At 49.2% G+C, this 20,832-nt stretch carries 18 protein-coding genes; 9 read left to right on the top strand and 9 right to left on the bottom strand.

The features are described 5' to 3' along the window. The first annotated feature begins 40 nt into the window (after window positions 1-40). Window positions 41-757 (top strand): metal-dependent hydrolase, encoded by a 717-nt coding sequence (locus BTV99_RS11365; RefSeq protein WP_075102481.1) that lies wholly within the window; start codon window positions 41-43, stop codon window positions 755-757. Window positions 758-801: 44 nt separating this feature from the next. Further along, entirely contained in the window at window positions 802-1,383 is a 582-nt protein-coding gene (locus tag BTV99_RS11360) for a YchJ family protein (RefSeq protein WP_075102480.1), read from the top strand. Between the two features lie 33 nt (window positions 1,384-1,416). On the opposite strand, the gene BTV99_RS11355 is transcribed toward BTV99_RS11360, so the two are convergent. The 3 genes from BTV99_RS11355 to BTV99_RS11345 are packed head-to-tail and all read right to left on the bottom strand — an operon-like array spanning window position 1,417 to window position 3,869. Beyond that, a complete protein-coding gene (locus tag BTV99_RS11355) occupies window positions 1,417-2,325 on the bottom strand; it encodes a class II glutamine amidotransferase (RefSeq protein WP_075102479.1) in 909 nt (302 codons plus the stop codon). Next, a complete protein-coding gene (locus BTV99_RS11350; protein ID WP_227526354.1) occupies window positions 2,326-2,649 on the bottom strand; it encodes a hypothetical protein in 324 nt (107 codons plus the stop codon). Window positions 2,650-2,699: 50 nt separating this feature from the next. Then, on the bottom strand, window positions 2,700-3,869 hold the full coding sequence (locus BTV99_RS11345; RefSeq protein WP_075102478.1) for a homoserine kinase: 1,170 nt from the start codon (window positions 3,867-3,869) through the stop codon (window positions 2,700-2,702). A gap of 188 nt (window positions 3,870-4,057) precedes the next feature. Between BTV99_RS11345 and hisF the strand changes: the two genes are divergently transcribed. From hisF to glmS, 7 genes are all read left to right on the top strand, one after another. Continuing rightward, the gene (gene hisF, locus BTV99_RS11340; RefSeq protein WP_075102477.1) at window positions 4,058-4,840 is read left to right on the top strand and encodes an imidazole glycerol phosphate synthase subunit HisF; all 783 of its coding nucleotides are present in this window, start codon (window positions 4,058-4,060) and stop codon (window positions 4,838-4,840) included. A gap of 138 nt (window positions 4,841-4,978) precedes the next feature. Beyond that, on the top strand, window positions 4,979-5,509 hold the full coding sequence (ribE, locus tag BTV99_RS11335; RefSeq protein ID WP_075102476.1) for a 6,7-dimethyl-8-ribityllumazine synthase: 531 nt from the start codon (window positions 4,979-4,981) through the stop codon (window positions 5,507-5,509). A gap of 505 nt (window positions 5,510-6,014) precedes the next feature. Further along, on the top strand, window positions 6,015-6,950 hold the full coding sequence (gene nusB / locus BTV99_RS13230) for a transcription antitermination factor NusB (protein ID WP_083608635.1): 936 nt from the start codon (window positions 6,015-6,017) through the stop codon (window positions 6,948-6,950). A gap of 2 nt (window positions 6,951-6,952) precedes the next feature. Continuing rightward, window positions 6,953-7,981, top strand: coding sequence for a thiamine-phosphate kinase (thiL, locus tag BTV99_RS11320; RefSeq protein ID WP_075102474.1), 1,029 nt, complete (start codon window positions 6,953-6,955; stop codon window positions 7,979-7,981). A gap of 3 nt (window positions 7,982-7,984) precedes the next feature. After that, window positions 7,985-8,575, top strand: a complete 591-nt coding sequence (locus BTV99_RS11315) for a phosphatidylglycerophosphatase A (RefSeq protein WP_075102473.1) — start codon at window positions 7,985-7,987, stop codon at window positions 8,573-8,575. 134 nt (window positions 8,576-8,709) lie between these two features. After that, complete coding sequence (glmU, locus tag BTV99_RS11310) at window positions 8,710-10,086, top strand: bifunctional UDP-N-acetylglucosamine diphosphorylase/glucosamine-1-phosphate N-acetyltransferase GlmU (protein ID WP_075102472.1); 1,377 nt, start codon at window positions 8,710-8,712, stop codon at window positions 10,084-10,086. A 165-nt stretch (window positions 10,087-10,251) separates the two neighbouring features. Further along, window positions 10,252-12,096, top strand: a complete 1,845-nt coding sequence (gene glmS / locus BTV99_RS11305; protein WP_075102471.1) for a glutamine--fructose-6-phosphate transaminase (isomerizing) — start codon at window positions 10,252-10,254, stop codon at window positions 12,094-12,096. A gap of 179 nt (window positions 12,097-12,275) precedes the next feature. Here glmS and BTV99_RS11300 read toward each other — a convergent pair whose 3' ends face one another. The 6 genes from BTV99_RS11300 to BTV99_RS11275 all read right to left on the bottom strand — a co-directional run bounded on the left by BTV99_RS11300 (window position 12,276) and on the right by BTV99_RS11275 (window position 20,747). Further along, window positions 12,276-13,112 carry a sulfite exporter TauE/SafE family protein gene (locus BTV99_RS11300; RefSeq protein WP_075102470.1) on the bottom strand — a complete coding sequence of 279 codons (837 nt, stop codon included), beginning with the start codon at window positions 13,110-13,112 and terminating at the stop codon, window positions 12,276-12,278. 66 nt (window positions 13,113-13,178) lie between these two features. Next, window positions 13,179-13,682 carry a flavin reductase gene (locus BTV99_RS11295; RefSeq protein ID WP_075102469.1) on the bottom strand — a complete coding sequence of 168 codons (504 nt, stop codon included), beginning with the start codon at window positions 13,680-13,682 and terminating at the stop codon, window positions 13,179-13,181. Between the two features lie 43 nt (window positions 13,683-13,725). Further along, on the bottom strand, window positions 13,726-14,754 hold the full coding sequence (locus BTV99_RS11290) for a methionine synthase (protein ID WP_075102468.1): 1,029 nt from the start codon (window positions 14,752-14,754) through the stop codon (window positions 13,726-13,728). An 87-nt stretch (window positions 14,755-14,841) separates the two neighbouring features. After that, a complete protein-coding gene (locus BTV99_RS11285) occupies window positions 14,842-15,879 on the bottom strand; it encodes a DUF1852 domain-containing protein (RefSeq protein ID WP_075102467.1) in 1,038 nt (345 codons plus the stop codon). Window positions 15,880-16,353: 474 nt separating this feature from the next. Further along, window positions 16,354-19,452, bottom strand: a complete 3,099-nt coding sequence (locus tag BTV99_RS11280) for an efflux RND transporter permease subunit (protein ID WP_075102466.1) — start codon at window positions 19,450-19,452, stop codon at window positions 16,354-16,356. After that, window positions 19,449-20,747: an efflux RND transporter periplasmic adaptor subunit gene (locus BTV99_RS11275; protein WP_075102465.1), complete on the bottom strand. Its 1,299-nt coding sequence runs from the start codon at window positions 20,745-20,747 to the stop codon at window positions 19,449-19,451. The genes BTV99_RS11280 and BTV99_RS11275 overlap by 4 nt, the downstream gene beginning before the upstream one ends. Between the last annotated feature and the right edge of the window lie 85 nt (window positions 20,748-20,832).

Raw genomic sequence — 20,832 nt, 5'->3', positions numbered from 1 at the left:
CGAAACGTTGTGTTCGCGCGCTATTTATTGATGAGTTTTTATGGCAAATTTTAACACCCACTTAAATGTTGCATTTATGGTCAGCGGTACACTGAGCTTAACGGTCTATAAAGCGGGGCTGGTTGATGACTCTGGGTTTTTGATGTGTGCGGCGCTCGGTACTATCGGCGGCCTTTTGCCAGACTTGGACTCAGACAACTCAACACCGATTAAGCTTGGTTTTAACCTCATCTCTTTTGTCTTCGCTTTTGGACTGGTGATGCATTGGCGCGGTGAGCTGAGCCTATTGGCATTGATGGTGTTATGGCTGGCAGGCTATGGGTTTATGCGTTATGTGGTGTTTTATGTTTTTACCACGATGACGGTGCATCGCGGCGTTATCCATTCTGTGCCTTATATGGCGATATTGGGCTTGGCTCTGACGTATTTAAGCCATGATATTTTGCACCTGCCCTTAACGGTGAGCTGGTTTTATGGTTTGTTTTTATTTGGCGGCGCGATGGTGCATTTGGCTCTAGACGAATTATATAGCGTCAACTTGTCCAATATGAAAATGAAGCGATCGTCGGGTACGGCGATGAAGTTTTATCAGCATAAAGACAAATGGTGGTATTTGCTGCTATACGTTATTTTGGTGTTATTGTTATATATAGCGCCGCCGTTTGACACCTTTTGGCAGCAGGTCAGTGATCCCGCAGCTTGGGCAAAGCTTAAGCTCGGTCTATGGCCAGAATTGATAAAAGGCTGGCTGAGTTAAGGCCGCCTCTACCAGCAAAAAATGATAAATAATGAGAGTACACTATGTCGACTTCTGCCGCCCTCCAAACCTGCCCTTGCCAAATCAACCCCGCGTCAGAGACCGCCACCGCGCCCCTACTTTATAAAGACTGCTGTCAACCTTATCATGACAGCGTTTTAAATAAAGAAATGAATAAAGAAGTGAATAAAGAAGCGGATAAAACTGACGGCGTACAGGCAGAAACAGCGGAGCGTCTGATGCGCACGCGTTATAGCGCTTTTGTGCTTATCAAGCCAGAATACATCGTCAAAACCACACTACCCGCGCAGCAAAGCTTGCTCGATGTCATAGCGATTGAGTCTTGGGCCACCGAGACCGATTGGGCAGGATTAGAGGTTGTAAAACACAGAGCAAAGCTTGGCAAACGACACGCGCAGGTTGAATTTAAAGCTTATTTTAAAACGCCTAATGGCTTGCAAGCGCATCATGAGTTGTCTGCCTTTGTAAAGGTAGTAAATAAAGCCAATCATGATACGCGTTGGTATTTTCTCGACCCGACCGTTCCTATGTCTGTCGCCCAAAAGCAGCCGTGTATTTGCGGCTCGGGTGAGAAGTTTAAGCGCTGTTGTGGATTATACAGTTAATTCACTTTAAAACCGATACGGTGCCTGCCGGCGCTATACACTGGCCCCAACCGCCCGTGCCACTGCAATCCCTTCATCAATGGTCAAAAACTTACGCTGGCTTGGGCTGTCTTTATAAATAATCTCACCCTCAGAGAATATCAGACATTCATTGACCGCCAACTGTTGCCATTTTTCATTTTCAGTCAATGGTACGGTCACCAAAATCGTCACCTTATCGGTATCGGTGGTGACATCGCTAAAGTTAATCGCTAAGTCATCGTCCGCCAGTTTCGCTTCACCAAATGGTGCTTGGCGGGTGAGATAAAACAACAAGCTACCGGCATACGCCAATTGCCAGCGGCCGTTGGAGATTAGGCAATTAAACAGGCCATTGGCCGATAAATAACGGCACTGAGTGGTCAAAAAGTTAAACAGCGTCTGGTCGTCAGGACGGGTTTTAAAAGTGCTTTTTAAGCGATTGACCAGATAACAAAACGCCACTTCTGAGTCGGTGCTGCCGACAGGCTGACAGTGTGAGGCGTTGCCATTGTCTTGCAGACGCTGACAGCGCTTGATAAATTCACTATTCATCTGCCCGTTGTGGGCAAATACCCACTGCTCGCCCCAGACTTCGCGGACGAAAGGATGGGTATTTGCCAGACAGTTTTGTCCCTGCGTGGCTTTACGAATGTGGGCGATGACATTCATGGCCTTAATCGGGTAGTTATTGACCAAGTCGGCCACTGGCGACAGATGGCTTGGGCGATTGTCATGAAACAAGCGTAGTCCCGTTGAGTCGTTTGCCGTCTCGCCATTATTGGTGCAGTCGCTACGTTCAAAAAAAGCAATACCAAAACCATCCTCATGGCTATCAGTCATACCGCCGCGACGACGAAACCCTGCAAAGCTAAACCCAATATCGGTTGGGGTATTACAGTTCATTCCTAAGAGTTGACACATTTATAGATCACCATCATGATTGTCGTTATGGTCGTCGTTTTTTGTAGGATGTACAGTCGCGCTTGCGCCATTTTCTGCCCCTTCATCAAACATCTCATAGGGCGTCGCGCCTTCGGTATCGATACTGTCCAAGATCCGTTTGGCATGCGCCAGCTCGGTATCTTGTATCCACAGTACGATACCTGAGTTCATCCCTGGCATCGCGCTTAGCGGCTGCAAGGACACCGTGATGCCATTATTACGCAGTAGATTGGCATGCAGCTCACCTTGCATATTGGTGTCATAGCGTGCCAGTTTGTGCCAGTTATCAACTTGATCGGTCATAGGGTCGCCTCTGTGGTTTGGATGCAAAAAATGGTATTGAGCAAAAAAACTTACGCCAATTGATCGAGTGTATATTCTTTGATGCTGGTGTCGCGACGATTACTTAAAGTAGCACGCGCTTGCTCAGCGTGGGTGATATCACTAAATATACCTATGAGTTGATTGTCGCGCTTATCATTTGATAATACAAATACCGTCTTTTGCGCTTTTTCGACATGCGCCCAGTGATAAGCGGCCAGACGCTTCATAAGGTCAGGATTTTTCACCATGATATTGTCGCCCGTCCGACCTTCGGTACGGTTGTAATGAATGACATTAAGACGCAAAAGCCAAAAAATCACTGCCGCTTTGGCAAGCATAACAGGTAACGCACGTTTTTCATCGCGGTTTAGCGTGCGTTTTGACTCATATCCTTCTAAAAACGCTGCCATCTTACGACGATCAAAATGTACCAGCTCGCCTTGCTCGGCATCGCCCCACGTGGTACAAAAATCATTGATGGTAATGGCGATATCCATCACATAATGCTCGACACTGACCTCAGTAAAATCCAATAGACCTGTTAACTTTTCCTGCCCTTTAGTCAAGTCCCATAGCGTATTGTCAGCGAACATATCGAGATGACACAAGCCTTTTGGTAAGTCAGTCAGAGGTAGATTTGAGTAAGCTTGCCAAATATCACGCATGAGCTTGGCTTCATCGCCGGGCATAAACTGCATTTCACGGTCGCGCACCTCGCTCCACGGGTAGAGGGGCACGCCGTAGTCTTGTGCCGGTTGTAGCGCTTGCAAGGTCTCATGCAGCATCGCTAACGCCGCGCCGATCTCATGACACATCGCAGGCGTGGTCTCTTGCGGATGCGCGCCTGCCAAGCACGGCACCAAGGTGATTGCTTTGTTTTCATAATGAATGACATAGCGTTTTTTCGTATCAGCGTTATCATCAGCACCTAATGCTACCAGTGCCAACGGGGCAGCGACCGGCAGCTTGCCATCTAGTTGATTTAATATCACTGCCATTTTTTCGATATCCTCTGGCGGGCGCTCTTCAAACAAAGTAAACACATAAGCGTGCGCGCCATCGACATCGTCCGTCGTTTGAATAAACCAGTTAGAGTTTTTGATGCCTTGGGTAATCGGAATGGCGCGGGCAAATGACACGCCAAAACGCTGGCAAAAGGCGGCAAATTGATCATCAGTTAACTGGGTATAGACGGACATGACATCTCACTTTGGCAATTGGATAAGAAGATAAATAGAATAAATCTGGACGCTAATGACAATAATCGTCCCGCGCATCAGCAAACCATCATAAAAAGCATAATAATCTTGTGAAAACCTGCCTGATATGGCAGTGATTTTGCTAGACTAGCGCTTATGGTTGAATTGATTATAAGGTGAAAGACCCTATGTTAGCAAAGCGTATCATTCCTTGTTTGGACGTGGACAATGGCCGCGTGGTCAAAGGCGTACAGTTTGTCGATATTAAAGACGCTGGCGACCCTGTCGAAGTGGCGCAGCGCTACAACGAACAAGGCGCTGATGAGATTACTTTTTTGGATATTACTGCCACCAGCGATGAGCGTGATACCACTTATCATACCGTCGAGCGTATGGCGGAGACGGTGTTTGTCCCCTTAACTGTGGGCGGCGGCGTGCGTAAAATCGCTGATATTCGTAACCTGCTCAATGCAGGCGCGGACAAAGTGGCGATTAACTCGGCTGCGGTGTTTACGCCTGAGTTCGTCGGAGAGGCGGCGCAAAAATTTGGTAATCAATGTATCGTCGTCGCCATCGATGCCAAACGTGTCGCTGATATAGAGGTTGATGGCATCATTACACCGCGCTGGGAGATTTTTACCCATGGCGGACGTAAGCCGACTGGCATTGATGCCGTCGCTTGGGCAAGCAAAATGGCCGATCTTGGCGCAGGTGAATTATTGGTCACATCAATGGACGGTGACGGCACCAAAAAAGGCTATGATTTGGCACTGATGCGTGAAATTACCCGCCGCGTCAATGTCCCTGTTATTGCCTCTGGCGGCGTGGGCAACCTGCAACATTTGGCCGAAGGCGTCTTAGAAGGCGGCGTCGATGCGGTGCTGGCGGCCAGTATCTTTCACTTTAGCGAATATACCGTATCGGAGGCCAAAGCCTATATGGCAGCACAAGGCATACCCATGCGCCTATAAGCTTGGTAAAATACAACTGCCTTGACAAAAAATGTTATCATAGCGCTACTTATTTATTTTTGTCAGTTAACTATTGAAAACAATCGAGATTTTGTACAAAAATTTTGCTTATAATGCTACTTATTCAAAGGATTTTTTATGTCAAATTTACAGCAGCAGCGCAACGATATTACCCATATCGATGGTAACTTGCATCAAAACGAAGAGGCCCGTATCGGTATCGTCGTTGGCCGTTTTAATGGGTTTGTCGTTGAGTCATTAGTCGACGGTGCTATCGATGCCCTACTACGTCATGGCGTATTGGGTAGCAACATCACTGTGATTCGTGTACCAGGTGCCTTTGAGCTACCCCTTGTCGCCCAGCGTGCCGCTGAGTCTGATCGTTTTGATGCCATCATTGCGCTAGGCGCGATCATCCGTGGTAGCACGCCACATTTTGACTTTGTCGCTAGCGAGTCTGCCAAAGGTCTTAGCAGCGTTGCGATTGATTATAATATTCCTGTCGCCAACGGCGTCATCACCACCGATAGTATTGAGCAGGCGATTGAGCGCTCGGGCACCAAAGCTGGCAACAAAGGCTCGGAAGCAGCGATGGTGGTGCTTGAGATGCTAGCGGTTTTATCACAATTAGATGTTGATGACGATTACGACAATGATAATGACGCGTAATATAGTCAGTTGAAAACCAAACTGGCATAAGTTCCAAAGCGCGACTGGGATGAATCTTGCGCAGCCTCTGTGTATACAGCACGCAAGGAAAGTTTATACCAGTAGCGCTATAACATTTTTAAATTGAATCTACTACATCGCAGTCGTTTTATAGATTTATTATTTATTGTTTTACTGTTTTTGATTGGCGCTGATGGGTTAAAAACTCGTAGCGTCAGTGTCTTAAAGCTCGCGGCACTGCCGACAAAGCGCTGCAATTTTGCTTTAACACTCGATTGTCATCATCTGCCAGTCGATTACTATTTAACATTTTTAGTTCAAACGTCTATGCTTTTCTTATCACAGGCTATTTTTTACAATCAAGCTGATTGTACCCTGACGCTATTGGTATCAATATATCTATATTAAATAGTCGTTAAATAATTGATGAATACAGTCAATCAAAAAATAGTTAATAAAAGCAGTTACTCAAAATAGCCACTTAACATTCAGGTATTTACCCCCTATGACTGACCAACTCAAGCGCGCCATCAACGCTGCAAAAACCGCACAAACCAACGACCAACAAGCTGAAGCGACTCGTATCGCAAGCAGCAGTGCAGGTGAGCAAAAATTTGATATGAGTGAGTCTTCTTATAAGACCAGTCACACCGCTGTGCGCAAAGCCAGACGCTTTGCCATGCAAGGCTTATATGAATGGCTGGTCACCGACCGCCGTTTTGATAAAGACGGTAAGCTTGGCTGGAAAGACAATGCGCCGCACGATATCGCCGCGCGCACCCGTGCGACCAACGCCATGCATACGGTACATATCGGCTACTATCACGAAATGATGCGCGATATTCCCGAACAAATCGAAGCGCTAGATACACTTATCAGCCAGCATCTCGATCGCGATATCGATAAATTAGACACCGTTGAGCATGCTATTTTATTGATTGGTGCCTACGAGCTGCAAAACCGCTTAGAGATTCCTTATAAAGTGGTACTAGATGAAGCAATGAAGCTCAACAATCACTTTGGCGCCACTGACGCGCACAAGTTAATCAACGCGGTGCTCGATAAAATGGCCATAGATCTGCGCGACCTCGAAGTACAGGCCGACATCAAGGCCAACCGCCGCAGCTCACAAAAAGCCGCTGCGCCCGCCGCACAGCCGCAGCCGAAAACTGCTGATGAAACCAAGGCTGTCACTAACGCTGACGACACCAGTGAGACGCCGACCACAACTGGCAAACCTCGTATCAGTGCCAATAAAGCCATTAAACGGCCACGTGCTAACAAGGCTCAAGCAAATATCAGTGATTATAGAGCCAGCAAAAAAGCCAGTGCGCAAGGACATAATGAGGCAGCAGCCGCGCCTACCCCTGAGAGCACTGCCGCCGATGTTGGGCTACAGGACTCAAACCTTGTCAATTCAGACGAAAAAAGTAAAGACTAACCATGAATGAATTTGAGCTGATCGAGCGCATCTTTGCACAGATGCAAATATCGCCAGCACGCACGGCAACGGACGTCGAAAAAGGCATCGGTGATGACGCGGCGGTGATGAGCGTGCCTGCTAGCGCGCGCTTGGTCAGCTGCATTGATACTCTCGTTCAAGGGCGGCATTTTAGCGCCGATTGGGATAAGGTACATCAATTAGCCTTTCAAATTGGCTATAAAGCGGTCGCGGTCAATGTCTCAGATATCGCCGCAATGGGCGCGGCGGCGCACAGTATTTTGCTGGCGCTGGCATTGCCTGAGCGCTTGGCGACTGAGACTTGGCTCACTGAATTTGCCAAGGGTTTGTTTCATGCCTGCCAGCTCTTTGGTGTGACCCTGATAGGCGGTGATACCACGCGCAGCGATAACTTAGTGCTAAGCGTTAGCGCGCAAGGATTTTTAGCCGCTGATACACCAGCCGTCTATCGCTCAGGCGCGCAAGTTGGTGATAAAATCTATGTATCAGGCACGCTTGGTGATGCCGCATATGCGTTGCAGCATCCTGATAGTAGCCAAGGCATAGCGCTGGCACATCGCTTGCATATGCCCACGCCGCGCATCACCTTAGGGACCACGCTAGCCAAAGTCGGCGCCACAGCGATGATCGATATCTCTGATGGTCTGTATCAAGACCTTGGACATATTTGCACGCAAAGCGGCGTTGGCATACGCCTTGATTTAGAGCAGCTGCCAACCAGCCAAGCGTTAGCGAGCGTGGATCTATCTGAGCGCTTACTATGCCAGCTGGCAGGCGGCGACGACTATGAGCTGGCTTTTACTTTACCTGCTGATATCGAGCCACCCGTCAACGATATCAGTGACACGCCAGTGACCTGTATTGGCGAGGTGATAGCATTGGCCAAGGCAGACACGGCAACAAATAGGCATGCTGATCTGTATTATCAAGGACAGCGAGTCACACCGACGCACCCTGCCCCTTTTGCCACATGGCCCACGCTGACGGGTTACCAACACTTTGCAGGTTAATCCATGACCGATCATGATCTATCTAAGCCCGATATCCGGCAAGCCAATGACTGCCCGCCTCTACCTGCCACGGCCAGCACGCTCGATCGTGTGGTTTATTGGCTTGGTATTGGTCTCGGTAGTGGCCTGCCGCGCCGTGCCCCTGGCACATGGGGAACAGTAGGCGGGCTACTCGTCGCGATACCGCTTATGAGTTTCGGCTTTTTGCCGTTTTTGATAATCACTATATTGTCTTGTGTCGTTGGTAACTCAATATGCGGCAGAACCTCCACCCTGATGGGCGGTCACGATAACCCGCATATCGTCTGGGATGAATGGGCGGGTATGTGGCTCACCTTGCTGCCGATGTCTTATATGGGCGTTGCCGATAGCAGTTTTTGGCAAAATATCAGCCAAACCTCTTCTCTCATCGCGCTTCTTATCGCCTTTATCCTGTTTCGTTTTTTTGACATCATCAAGCCACCACCGATCGGCTGGGCAGATAAAAAAGTCGCCGGTGGCTTAGGTATCATGCTCGATGACATTATCGCAGGTATCATGGCGGCAATTGTTTGGAGTATTCTTTATAGTAGCGTATTATCACTTGCTAACTGATGCTGCTATGAGTCGTTAGCACATTTAGTGACGCTGCAAATGAGACGTTACAAAGATGTCACGACTTAGCAGTTTGGTTGGTTACGCATTTACGTTATAATTCAAATCATATCTTGTTACATTTGTAGGCCATTATGACTTCTCCTCTTTCGGTAATTATCCTAGCAGCGGGTAAAGGCACGCGTATGCAGTCGGCCAAACCCAAAGTCCTGCAGACACTAGCTGGCAAGTCTTTACTCGCTCACGTTTTAGACACCTGCCACCAGCTGACGGTCGATGAGACCATCATCGTGTATGGTTTTGGCGGTGAGCAAGTCAAAGCTGAAATCACCACCCAGTATGCCCAGTCAGCCCTTACTTGGGTGGCACAAACTGAGCAGCTAGGGACCGGGCATGCGGTCAAGGTCACGCTGTCTGATTTGCCAAAAGACGGGCAAAGCCTGATTCTTTATGGTGATGTACCATTGGTCAGTTGCCAGACGTTAACCGCATTAAAGTCGGCCAACACCAATGGCATGTCGATGCTGACGCTAACGGTAGATAACCCATTTGGGCTAGGCCGTATCAAACGTGACAACAACGGTAATATCGAAGCCATCGTTGAGCAAAAAGACGCCAGCGCTGATGAGCAGGCCATCAAAGAGATCAATAGCGGTATTTACTGCGTCGATAATGCTCTGCTTCATAAATACTTGCCGAAACTTTCAAACGACAACGCCCAACAAGAATACTATCTGACAGATATCGTCAAGATGGCCGTGGCCGATGGCATCGCCATCGCTGCGATCGAGCCTGAGCATACCTTTGAGATTGAAGGCGTCAATAACCGTCAGCAGCTTGCCAGCTTAGAGCGGACGTGGCAAGGAAAGTTAGTCGCCGACTTACAAGAAGCCGGCGTGCAGTTTGCCGATCCTAGTCGTGTCGATATTCGAGGGACCCTAAGCGCCGGTCAAGATGTGTTTGTCGATGTTGGCGTGGTGTTTGAGGGTGATTGTACCTTAGGCGACAATGTCTATATCGAGCCAGGATGCGTCATCAAAAACGCTCATATCGGCAATGCTTGTCATATCAAACCCTACTGCGTCATTGATCATGCCAAGATTGGCACTGGTGTCGATGTCGGGCCTTTTGCGCATTTGCGTCCTGAAAGCGTACTAGCAGACCAGAGCAAAGTCGGTAATTTTGTCGAAATCAAAAAATCCACCATCGGTCAAGGCAGCAAAGTCAATCACTTAAGCTACGTGGGCGACTCGACCGTCGGGACAGGCGTCAATATCGGTGCAGGTGTCATTACCTGTAATTATGATGGCGTCAATAAGTCTCAAACCATCATTGAGGACAACGCCTTTATCGGCTCCAATGCCAGCTTGGTGGCACCGGTTACCATCGGTGATACAGCGACTGTAGCGGCAGGCTCGGTGATTACCAAGGATGTCGATGCCAGTGCCTTGGCGTTTGGCCGCGCTCGGCAAACGCAAAAAGAGAACTTTCAGCGTCCAACTAAAAAATAAAGACGGCGGTGATCGTCAACTCGATAAAAACGATAGTAAGACCACTAAGGCAGTACGACAATAATTTGTGGTGCTGCTTATTTATATTGACAGATTAATGATTATCCATGTATTGGCATCTTTTAAAATAACATGGTATGAGAACATAAAATTTAAGGAATAATTATGTGCGGAATCGTTGGAGCAGTTGCTGAGCGTCATATCGCCAATATCTTACTTGAAGGACTAAAACGTTTAGAATACCGCGGCTACGACTCCGCTGGCCTAACGGTCATTCGTGATGGCGAGCTGCATCGCGAACGCCAAGTGGGCAAGGTACAAGCCTTAGTCGATGCCGTCGCCGTCAACCCTGAGTTTTTTGATGGTCATATCGGTATTGCCCATACCCGCTGGGCGACACATGGCGAGCCTGCCCAGCGCAACGCCCATCCGCATATCTCTGGTAAGATCGCGGTGGTGCATAACGGCATTGTGGAAAACTATGCCGAACTTAAAGAAACGCTGATAGCAAAAGGTTACGAGTTTACCTCACAGACCGATACCGAAGTCGTTGCGCACTTAATCAATGATATCTATAAAAACACACCTGATTTATTAGAAGCGGTGCGTGCGGTCATTCCCATGTTGCACGGCGCTTTTGCCCTTGGCATTGTGCATATCGATTGCCCAGACGAGCTGATTACCGTGCGCCTAGGTTCGCCATTGGTCATCGGTGTGGGGATTGGCGAGAATTTTATCGCGTCCGATCAGCTAGCACTTCTGCCCGTGACCAATCGCTTTATGTATCTAGAAGAAGGCGATATCGCCAAGCTGACACGCGACAGCATTGACGTATATGCAGACGGTGTAAAAGTAAAACGTCAAATACATGAGATTGACGCCGCCCAGCATAATGCCGATAAAGGCGAGTTCAGACATTATATGCTCAAAGAAATCTATGAGCAGCCAGATGCAGTTGCTCGTACCATTGAGATGGCAGTAGATAGCGATGCGCCGTCTAAGCTGCGCGATGATTTTTTACAGCGTCATGAAGCACTGTTAAAAGGCATTAAACAGGTCCAAGTCATCGCTTGTGGCACCAGTTATCACGCAGGTTTGGTGGCAAAGTATTGGTTTGAAAGTCTCGTTCGTGTGCCGTGCTCAGTCGAGGTGGCTAGTGAGTTTCGCTACCGCAATCCGGTCGTCGTCGATAACACACTGGTCATTTGCATCTCGCAGTCTGGTGAGACAGCCGATACCTTATCGGCGCTACGCGATATTCAAAAACACACCCCAGCCGGTCTTGTGAGCTTGGCACTGTGCAACGTACCGACGTCGTCTTTGGTACGTGAGACCGATATCTTTTTGCCAACGCTTGCAGGCCCTGAGATTGGTGTCGCTTCCACCAAGGCTTTTACCACTCAGCTGGCCGCCTTGATGCTACTGGTGCTAAAGGTAGGCGCCGTCCAAGCGCGCATGACAGGCGAGAAACTGAGCACGCTGCTAGAGAAACTACAAGCGCTGCGCGGCCAACTGCATGCCAGCTTACACCTCGATGCGCCGATCAAAGTCATGAGCGAGCATTTTGAATATAAGAAAAGCTGCTTGTTTTTAGGTCGCGGTTTACAATTTCCTATTGCACTAGAAGGCGCATTGAAGCTAAAAGAGATCTCTTATATCCACGCTGAAGGCTATGCCGCCGGCGAGCTAAAACACGGCCCATTAGCCTTGGTGGATAAAGACATGCCAATCGTGGTGCTCGCGCCAAAAGACAGTATGTTTGATAAACTCAAAGCCAACATGCAAGAGGTGCATGCGCGCCATGGCGAGCTGTTTGTCTTCGCCAGTGAAGAGAGCAAGATGGTTGCAGAAGATAGAATGCACGTGGTCTATGTGCCTGAAGTTTGCGAGACACTGGCTCCCATCGTCTATAGCATACCTGTGCAGCTGCTGTCATACCATGTGGCCGTGATGCGCGGTACAGATGTCGACCAGCCTCGTAACCTCGCAAAATCAGTGACGGTCGAATAATATAAATCATTGATTTTAAATGGTTTTTTATAAATTAAACCATTGTATAACACTAAACCCTTTGCTGTCTAGCATTACTAGATAGCAAAGGGTTTAGTGAACGTTGTTAACGGAAATAATATGATTAGGGCGTGTTCTCTCTCTAAAGAGAACACGCCCTATTATACAAATATCACTCTCTAAACCAGCCCTTTATACAGAAAATAAAACCCAACGACGGTCAATAACACCGCAAAACATTTCTTTAATAATTGCGGTGATAATATATGAGCGACTTTTGCGCCCAATTTTGCGGTAAAAAAGCTCATGATACTAATACCTAAAAAGGCATAAATATGCACAAAGCCGATGGTATTGGGCACATCTACTTGCTTTTGCATCCCAAAGAGCATAAACCCTAGAGCGCCTGCAACCGCAATCGGTAGACCGCACGCCGCTGAGGTGCCCACCGCTTTTTGCATCACCACATTATAACGCGTCAGATATGGCACCGTTAAGCTGCCACCGCCAATCCCAAAGATAGCTGAGGCAATACCGATGACGCCGCCTACTGCGAGCTGCTTGGGTTTTGATGGTAGTGTTGTATTGCGATAGTTGGCACCACTACTGGCGCTATTGGCATTATTCATGGCTTGTTTTTTACCAGCAAAAAACATCTTATAAGCGACCCACAGCAAAAACACCCCAACAACAATCTGCAGATACAGCCCAGAGATTTGCCCAGCAATCCCTGCACCTAGAAAACACCCAAGCGCCATACCAGGTGCCAGATTTTTAAAGACCGGCCAGATGACGCCGCCCTTTTTATTATGCGCCATCAAAGAGCTGATCGAGGTGACGATGATGGTGGCAAGCGATGTCCCTAACGCCAGATGCATGATCGCGTCGGCATCATAACCCATTTGGGTAAAGACGATAAACAATAGCGGTACGATGATGGTACCACCGCCTACCCCAAACAGCCCTGCCGCAAACCCTGCGAGCGCGCCTATTACTAAAAAAATGATTAATTCCACAGGATAGCTACTTCTTATTTGATTTTAGTGAAAGGATGATTGTATTGATACACGCGTGCCCTGCATTTATGCCAAGTCTGTCTGACCCACGCGCGCGTAGGCTCGATTAAAATATACCAAACTCTCATCGTTGATACCTGCTGAGCCAGACTGTTTGATGGCGACCACGCGGCACATAAACACACTATGCGTGCCCACTTCTTGCACCTGTTCAATCTCACAATCAAAACTCACCAGCGCATCTTCTAGCACAGGCGCGCCAGTGCTCAGCTCCGTCCAAGCACCATGGGCAAATCGCTCTGCTGGGCTGAGCCTTGAGGCAAACACGTTAGATAACTGTTGGTGCTGAGTGCCCAACACATTGACGCTCAGCGTTTTATTGTCGATAAAATGACTGTGTGAGCGCGAGGCTTGGTTCATACAGACGAGCAGTGTTGGCGGCGTGTCTGTGACACTACATACCGCAGAGGCAGTAAAACCATGTCGGCCTGTGTCTCCGTTTGTAGTGACCACGTTGACTGCTGTCGTCAACAAAGACATGGCCTCTCTAAAACCGCTTGCTTCAATCATCGCTTTTATCCTCAGTTAGCATGTGACCCGTGTCAGACAGACGTTAAGCGCCCAGCTCTTTACGCACGATTGCCGCGCCCGCGCTCAACGCATTTAGTTTCCCGCGTGCAACGCCGCGAGATAGTGGTGCCATGCCGCAGTTGGTGGACGGATACAGCTTGTCTGCATCGACAAACTGCAAGGCTTTGCGTAGTATCTCTGCCACCGCTTCAGGCGTCTCGATACTATCGCTCGCCACATCGATGGCACCGACCATTACTTTTTTACCGCGGATTAGTTCAATCAGATCCATCGGGACGTGCGAGTTTTGACACTCAAGCGAGACAATATCGATGCTCGATTGTTGCAGCTTTGGAAAGGCCTGCTCATACTGACGCCACTCTGATCCCAGTGTCTTTTTCCAGTCGTTATTGGCTTTGATGCCATAACCATAACAAATATGCACCGCTGTTTCACACTTTAGGCCTTCGATAGCACGCTCCAACGTAGCGATGCCCCAATCATTGACGTCATCAAAAAACACGTTAAATGCAGGCTCGTCGAATTGAATGATATCCACACCAGCTGCTTCTAGCTCTCGGGCTTCTTGATTTAAGATTTTAGCAAACTCCCACGCCAGTTTTTCACGGCTTTTATAATGACCATCATATAAAGTATCAATCATGGTCATCGGCCCGGGCAATGCCCATTTGATCGGCTGGTCAGTTTGACTGCGTAAAAATTTTGCATCATCTACAAACACAGGCTTTGAGCGACTGACATTGCCCACTACCGACGGCACGCTGGCCTCATAGCGATTACGAATTTTGACCGTTTCACGATTGGTAAAATCCACACCCTCAAGATGCTCGATAAAGGTGGTGACAAAATGCTGACGAGTCTGCTCGCCATCACTCACGATATCAATGCCTGCTTGTACTTGCTCCTGCAGTGACACCCGTAGCGCGTCTTGCTTGGCCTCTAGCAGCTCATCGCCTGCTAGCTTCCAAGGTGACCACAGCTTCTCAGGCTCAGCCAGCCATACAGGTTTTGGCAAGCTGCCAGCAGTAGAAGTTGGTAATAATATGTCCATGGCTTGTCTCTTTTTACTGTGATAGTTTTTACTATGTTTGGTTGTCTAATAAACGACAGATAACTGCCTGATAGGTCACCGATACCATCATGCTGCTTGTCTTTTTGCCGCTGTTTGTTTTAGCGCTGGCGTTTGCACTGGGTAGTTTGTCGCCCATTCCTCTAATATGGCTTGATACGGCTGGATAAAGGCCTCTTGGGTAAACCTGCCTTGTGTCACCGCCAACTGGCTACGCTCCTCACGGTCATAGACTATTTGCGTGAGTGAATAGTCTTGATAGTTTAGGCTTGGCTGGTACACCTGAGCGGCAGCGGCGTTGGTATTATAAATCTCTGGGCGATAGATCTTTTGAAACGTCTCCATAGTGCTAATGGCACTGATCAGCTCAAGGTCGGTATAGTCACTGAGCAAATCACCGGCAAAATAAAACGCTAAAGGCGCCGCGCTACCTTCAGGCATAAAGTAGCGAACGCTCAAGCCCATTTTAAAAAAGTACTCATCGGTCAATGACCCTTTGTTCAATGAGCCACCGTCTTGTCTGTACTCAGTCCCCAAGACAGGATGCTGGTTGCCCGTACGATAATAAGTCTTGCTGGTCGACACACTCAGACAAATGACAGGCTGTTTGTTAAATCTTGCGTGGTAAGCGTCTGAGTTCAACAGATGCTGAAACAGCTTGCCGTGCAAGTCGCCAAAATCCTCCGGCGGCGGGCACTCAGGGTTTTGAGCGAAATGCGCTGGCAAGACAACACTAAAATCATAATCGCGGACATAAGAAGAAAAGCTGTTGCCAATCATGCCATCGATACGGGTGTTTTCTTTGTGATCGATGATGGTGGTTTGCAATGTCTCGATGACAGGGAAAGTGTTGCCATTGCCTTCCACGTCCAAGTCTGCCGAGATGATGTCGACTTCTACTGAGTAACGGTCGGCATGAGGGTTGTCCCAATGCGCCAAGGCATTAAAACGATTGTTTATCATGGTGAGTGTTTTGCGTAAGTTTTCTTGACGGCTGGCACCGCGCGCCAAGTTGGCAAAGTTGGTCGTCAAACGCGTGCTATCAGCTGGCTGATAGTTTTCATCAAAACGAATACTTGAGATGGAGTAGGTAAATGGTTTAGTCATGATAATTGGCTACCTTTATTTTTTGATATGAATCCAAGGTCTGTATGAGATAAATCATACCCAATCTATTACATGAATAAAAACGATGTTATTTAAATATAAGATGAATTTAATTCATCTGTGCTGATTCAGTAAGTGGATAGGAGAAATCGATCACTGGTACCCTCAGCTCAATTGTCTTACTCATCTCTAGGGTGTGTGAAACCTTCAAAAAAGGCACTGCTAATCGCTAAAATGGCTCCAGACAAGTCGCAAAGCGATGATAATGAGATGCCTTAACTAGATTTGTAACGCAGTATATGGGGCAGTTTTAGCATCAGCCTTGAGAGTAGATCGAGCAAAGCACTGCTTTGCCCGTTCACAAGGCGAGAACGATGCTCGAGTGGGGAGCAGGACTCTTTTTTGCCGCTTTATTGGTAAAATAGACACTTAGAACGACTAAAATTAGCCAAGTAAGCCCGACAAAATCCTTATTTAAGTGTGATTATCAGTGCTCGACTGCGGTTTGCCACTTGGCGTCAACCATTTGGCAAACCATCCCGATAGATCATCCATCAATGTATATACCACCGGAATCACTACTAAGCTCAGTAGTGTCGAGGTGACAAGGCCGCCCAATACGGCTGCGGCCATTGGGCGACGGAACGTCGGATCGGCATCGCCCCACCCAAATACCAAAGGCAGCATCCCTGCGCCCATGGCGATGGTCGTCATGATAATTGGGCGCGCACGCTTGCGACAAGCATCAATGATGGCATCAAAACGAGCCAAGCCGCGGCGCTGAGCGATCAAGGCATAATCCACCAATAAGATAGAGTTTTTGGTGGCGATACCCATGAGCATAATAAAGCCAATCATCGAGGGCATCGACAGGCTACTATTGGTAATGACCAAGCCGACAAACGCACCACCAATCGAAAGCGGCAACGCCATCAGGATGGTAAAGGGCTGCAATATACGGCCGAATAATAAGATCAGCACGCCTAAAATACAGACCACACCGACCGACATGGCAATGACAAAACCACTAAACAGCTCTGCCATGTTTTCTGCCTGACCTTGGTCAATGATGGTAATCGATGGCGGCAGCGTCTGCATCGCTGGTACCGACTTGACCGCCTGCACCAAGTCGCCAAGCTCGCCATCAGAAGGCTGCACAGTAATACTAATGGCGCGCTCGCGGTCAAGCCGGTTGATCTGGGCCGGGCCTGTCCCAAAGTTTAGATCGGCCACTTCGCCCACGCGTACCCCTTGTCCTGCAGGCAGTGCACTTGGCACGTATAGGCCTTCTAATTGGCTGACGTTTTGTTTGGCGACATCAGGCAGTCGCACCACAATAGGAATCTGCCGGGTATCGAGATTAAGCTTAGATAAGCGCTGCTCATAGTCGCCGACCGTTGCCACTCGTAGCGTGGTGGCGATATCTTGCGTGGTGACGCCTTTATCTGCCATCGCCAGTCTGTCAGGCATGACCGTAAGCTCTTGCCTCGGCAGGCTACGGTCACTGGTCACTGCGCCGGCGCTGGGCAGCGCTCGGATTTCAGTCATAATCTGCTGGGCGGTCTGCTCTAGCACCTCTGGATTGGTACTGGTTAAAGAAAAGTTGTAGCCTGTCTCGCCGCCGCTCGATAGACCAACGGTAAAGCGTGCGCCAGGTACCTCCGCGAGCAGATGACTGATTTTGCGCTCAATCTCTTGCTTAGAGATACGCTCTGCGCGCGGCGCAAGGACGACATCTAGCCCTGCGATATTTTCGGCTTTGCCGCCAGAGCTGGGCTCCATAGCAGCTTGCGCCTCCCCTACCGAGGTAAAGATATTGGTCACTTCAGGCATGGCCAAGATACGCTCACTGGCCATCGCTGCCACGCGCTCGGTATCTTCGAGCGCCACATCTGGCGTCAGCTCTATCTCAACACGCGTCTGATCGATATCATTGTCAGGAATAAAGGAGGTCGGTAGCAACTTCACTAAAGCCAACGACGCCACAAACAATACTAAAGTCGCTCCCATCGTTATCCAACGATGGCGCAGTGTCCATGCAACCACTTTAAGATACCAATCCATCAGCGCGCTTTGTTTTTCCACGCGATTTTTTTCTGGCCGCAGTACGTAAGCTGCCATCATCGGCGTGATCAGTCGCGCTACCATCAAGGACGCAAATATCGACAAAGCCGCTGTCCAGCCAAACTGACGGAAGAACTGCCCAACAATACCGCCCATAAAGGCCGTCGGCAAAAACACAGCAATCAAGGTAAAGGTAGTAGCAACGACTGCCAGACCAATCTCATCAGCCGCTTCCATCGCCGCCTCATAAGGCGTCTTGCCCATACGCAGATGACGAATGATGTTTTCGACCTCTACGATGGCATCATCGACCAACACCCCAATCACCAATGACAATGCCAATAAAGAAATAATATTGAGACTAAAGCCAAACAGATACATACCCAAAAAGGTAGGAATAACGGACAATGGCAACGCCACAGCTGCGACAATGGTCGCACGGATATTGCGCAAAAATAAAAACACCACCACGACGGCCAATAACCCGCCTTCTATCAGCATACGCAGTGATGCTTGATAATCCTCGGCGATAGGGGTGGCTCGATCATAGACTTTTTCGATACTGATATTACCCGTATCGGCCGCCAGTTTGGCAAGCTCGGCATCGACACGCTCCATGACCTCGACCTCACTGGCACCGCGCGAGCGGGTGATGTTAAACGCCACCACCGTCTGCCCATCAAGCTTAGCAATCGAACTTGGGTCAGCAGCACCATCGGTGATTTGCGCCATACGTCTAAGCGCTTGCGTGCCACCTGTCGGCACGGCCACTTGTAGGTCGTTTAAGTCGCTTGCGCGCTCGACCGCCCCAAGCACGCGAATGGTTTGCGTGGTTTTACCGACCTCGGCTTCACCGCCTGAGCTGTCCTGCTGAATCCCAGCGATTTGCTGCGATAGCTGAGAAATAGGAAACTTTAAACCACTGAGCGCAATCGGGTCCGCTGCCACGGTAATCTCACGCTGCAGGCCACCGATACGGCTAACGGTACTGACACCAGGGATATCAGATAACCGCTTGGTGACCGTATCATCAACGAACCAAGACAGATCTGCTACATTCATGTTTTCTGCGGCGACAGAATAAGTCACCACCGGAAACCCTGCGGTTGAGACCTTAGTGATAATCGGATCATTGGCCGCGGCTGGCAGATCCCCTCGCACCTCACCGACGGCTGAGCGCACATCATCGACCGCTTCTTGGATGTCTTTTTCTAGGACAAACTCAGTGACCATGGTGGCAGCGCCGGTTTGCAAGGTGGTGCGAATATGCTTGACACCTTCGATACTGGTCAGTTTATTTTCGACTTTTTTGGCAATGTCGTTTTCGAGCTGGGTAGGTGCCGCGCCAGGCAGAGTGACGGTTACCACCACGGCAGGCAAATCAATGTCAGGGAACTGCTGCACCTTCATTTGCATAAAGCCATAAATACCGCCCAACGTCAGCAGTACAAACAGCAAAATAGCGACCAACGGATTTTTAATCGAGTAAGCAGATACATTTAGGCTCATGAGCGCGCCTGCGAAGCTGTATCAGCGTTATTATTGGATTGATTCAGACCATCGACGATGCGCACCAAGTCGCCATCATTTAAAAAACTACCGCCTTGCTTGACGATTTGACTGTCGCTCGGCAATGGCTCTGTGACCGCCACACTATCGCCGAGACGCTCACCCAAACTCACACGCTGCTGCTTGATACGGCCCGTTTTTTGCGCTGCGTGGTCGGTGCGAATTTGTGTGACCATCATCACATAGTCATAGCCATCATTGCTGACCACCGCACTGTTAGGAATGGTTTGGGTGTTGCTGCTACCCAATAAAAACTCGCCCGTTTGATACATGCCAGCGCGTACTTTTGCGTTGGCCGCTAGGCTAGCATAGATGGTGATTTGGCGATTGTTGTCCGCTGTCGGCGCGATGCGACTGACTTGCCCCATCACAGAGTCGCCATCTGGTAGGCTGACACGCACAGGCGTGCCAACAGTGACTTCCCCAACAAGCTTTGGATCGATATCTGCGCGCCATTCTAATTCCCCGCCTTTTATGATGGTAAATAGCGGTTCACCGCCTGCGACCATGCCGACCTCCACCATCTTGTCACTGATGACGCCGCTGACTGGCGCGACGACCTTAGCGTTATCCAAGGTCAAACGCTGACTGTTGAGCCGCGCTTTTGCCGCCTGCAAAGACGCTCTAGCACGCACCTCAGAGGTGCGATAGCGATCGGCTTCTTGCCTACTAATGGCATCGATGTCTATCAAGGGTAAGACCCGTGCGGCATCGGCACTGGCATTGGCAAGGGTGGCTTCGGCTTCGGCCACGTCGGCTTCGGCTTGCAACACCTGCTGCTCCATCGCATCGGTATCAAACACCGCCAGCACTTGGCCTGCTTTGACGCGATCGCCCTCCTCCACCAAGACGCGCTCGACAGCCACGCCATTGACTTTGGCACTGACATTGGCCGTGTCTTTGGCACTAATCGTACCGTCGGCGCTCAAGGTATTGCCAATCGTATCTTGGCTGGGCATTACTGTCTCAACTGATAGCACTGCCTGCGCGTCACTGGCCGCCTTGTCACCTACCTCATTACTTGACGCGTTAGGCGCAGTGGGAGTATCCGTCGCCGTCTTATCAGCGCCCCAATATCTCCCCAACAAGACACCTAATACCAGTACCACCACCAGTACCGGCCACAGCCATAAAGGCAGCTTTGCTGAAACGGTTGCGGGCGTACTGGGCTGACGGTACGGCGGTAGCTCTGTCTCGTTTACGGGTTTTGGGTGCGTCTTGTCAGAATCATTCATGGGTAGTCTCTATCAATACAAGCCATCATAAGATAAAACAGGGCGAGCAATGATGATTGCGCTACTTACTCATAACCTACTGTTT

Origin of the sequence: Psychrobacter sp. Rd 27.2, assembly GCF_001921755.1 — a bacterium.
In the GTDB taxonomy this organism is placed as follows: domain Bacteria; phylum Pseudomonadota; class Gammaproteobacteria; order Pseudomonadales; family Moraxellaceae; genus Psychrobacter; species Psychrobacter celer.
Note: the sequence above shows the minus strand (reverse complement) of the source record. Positions and strands in the feature narration are given on the sequence as shown.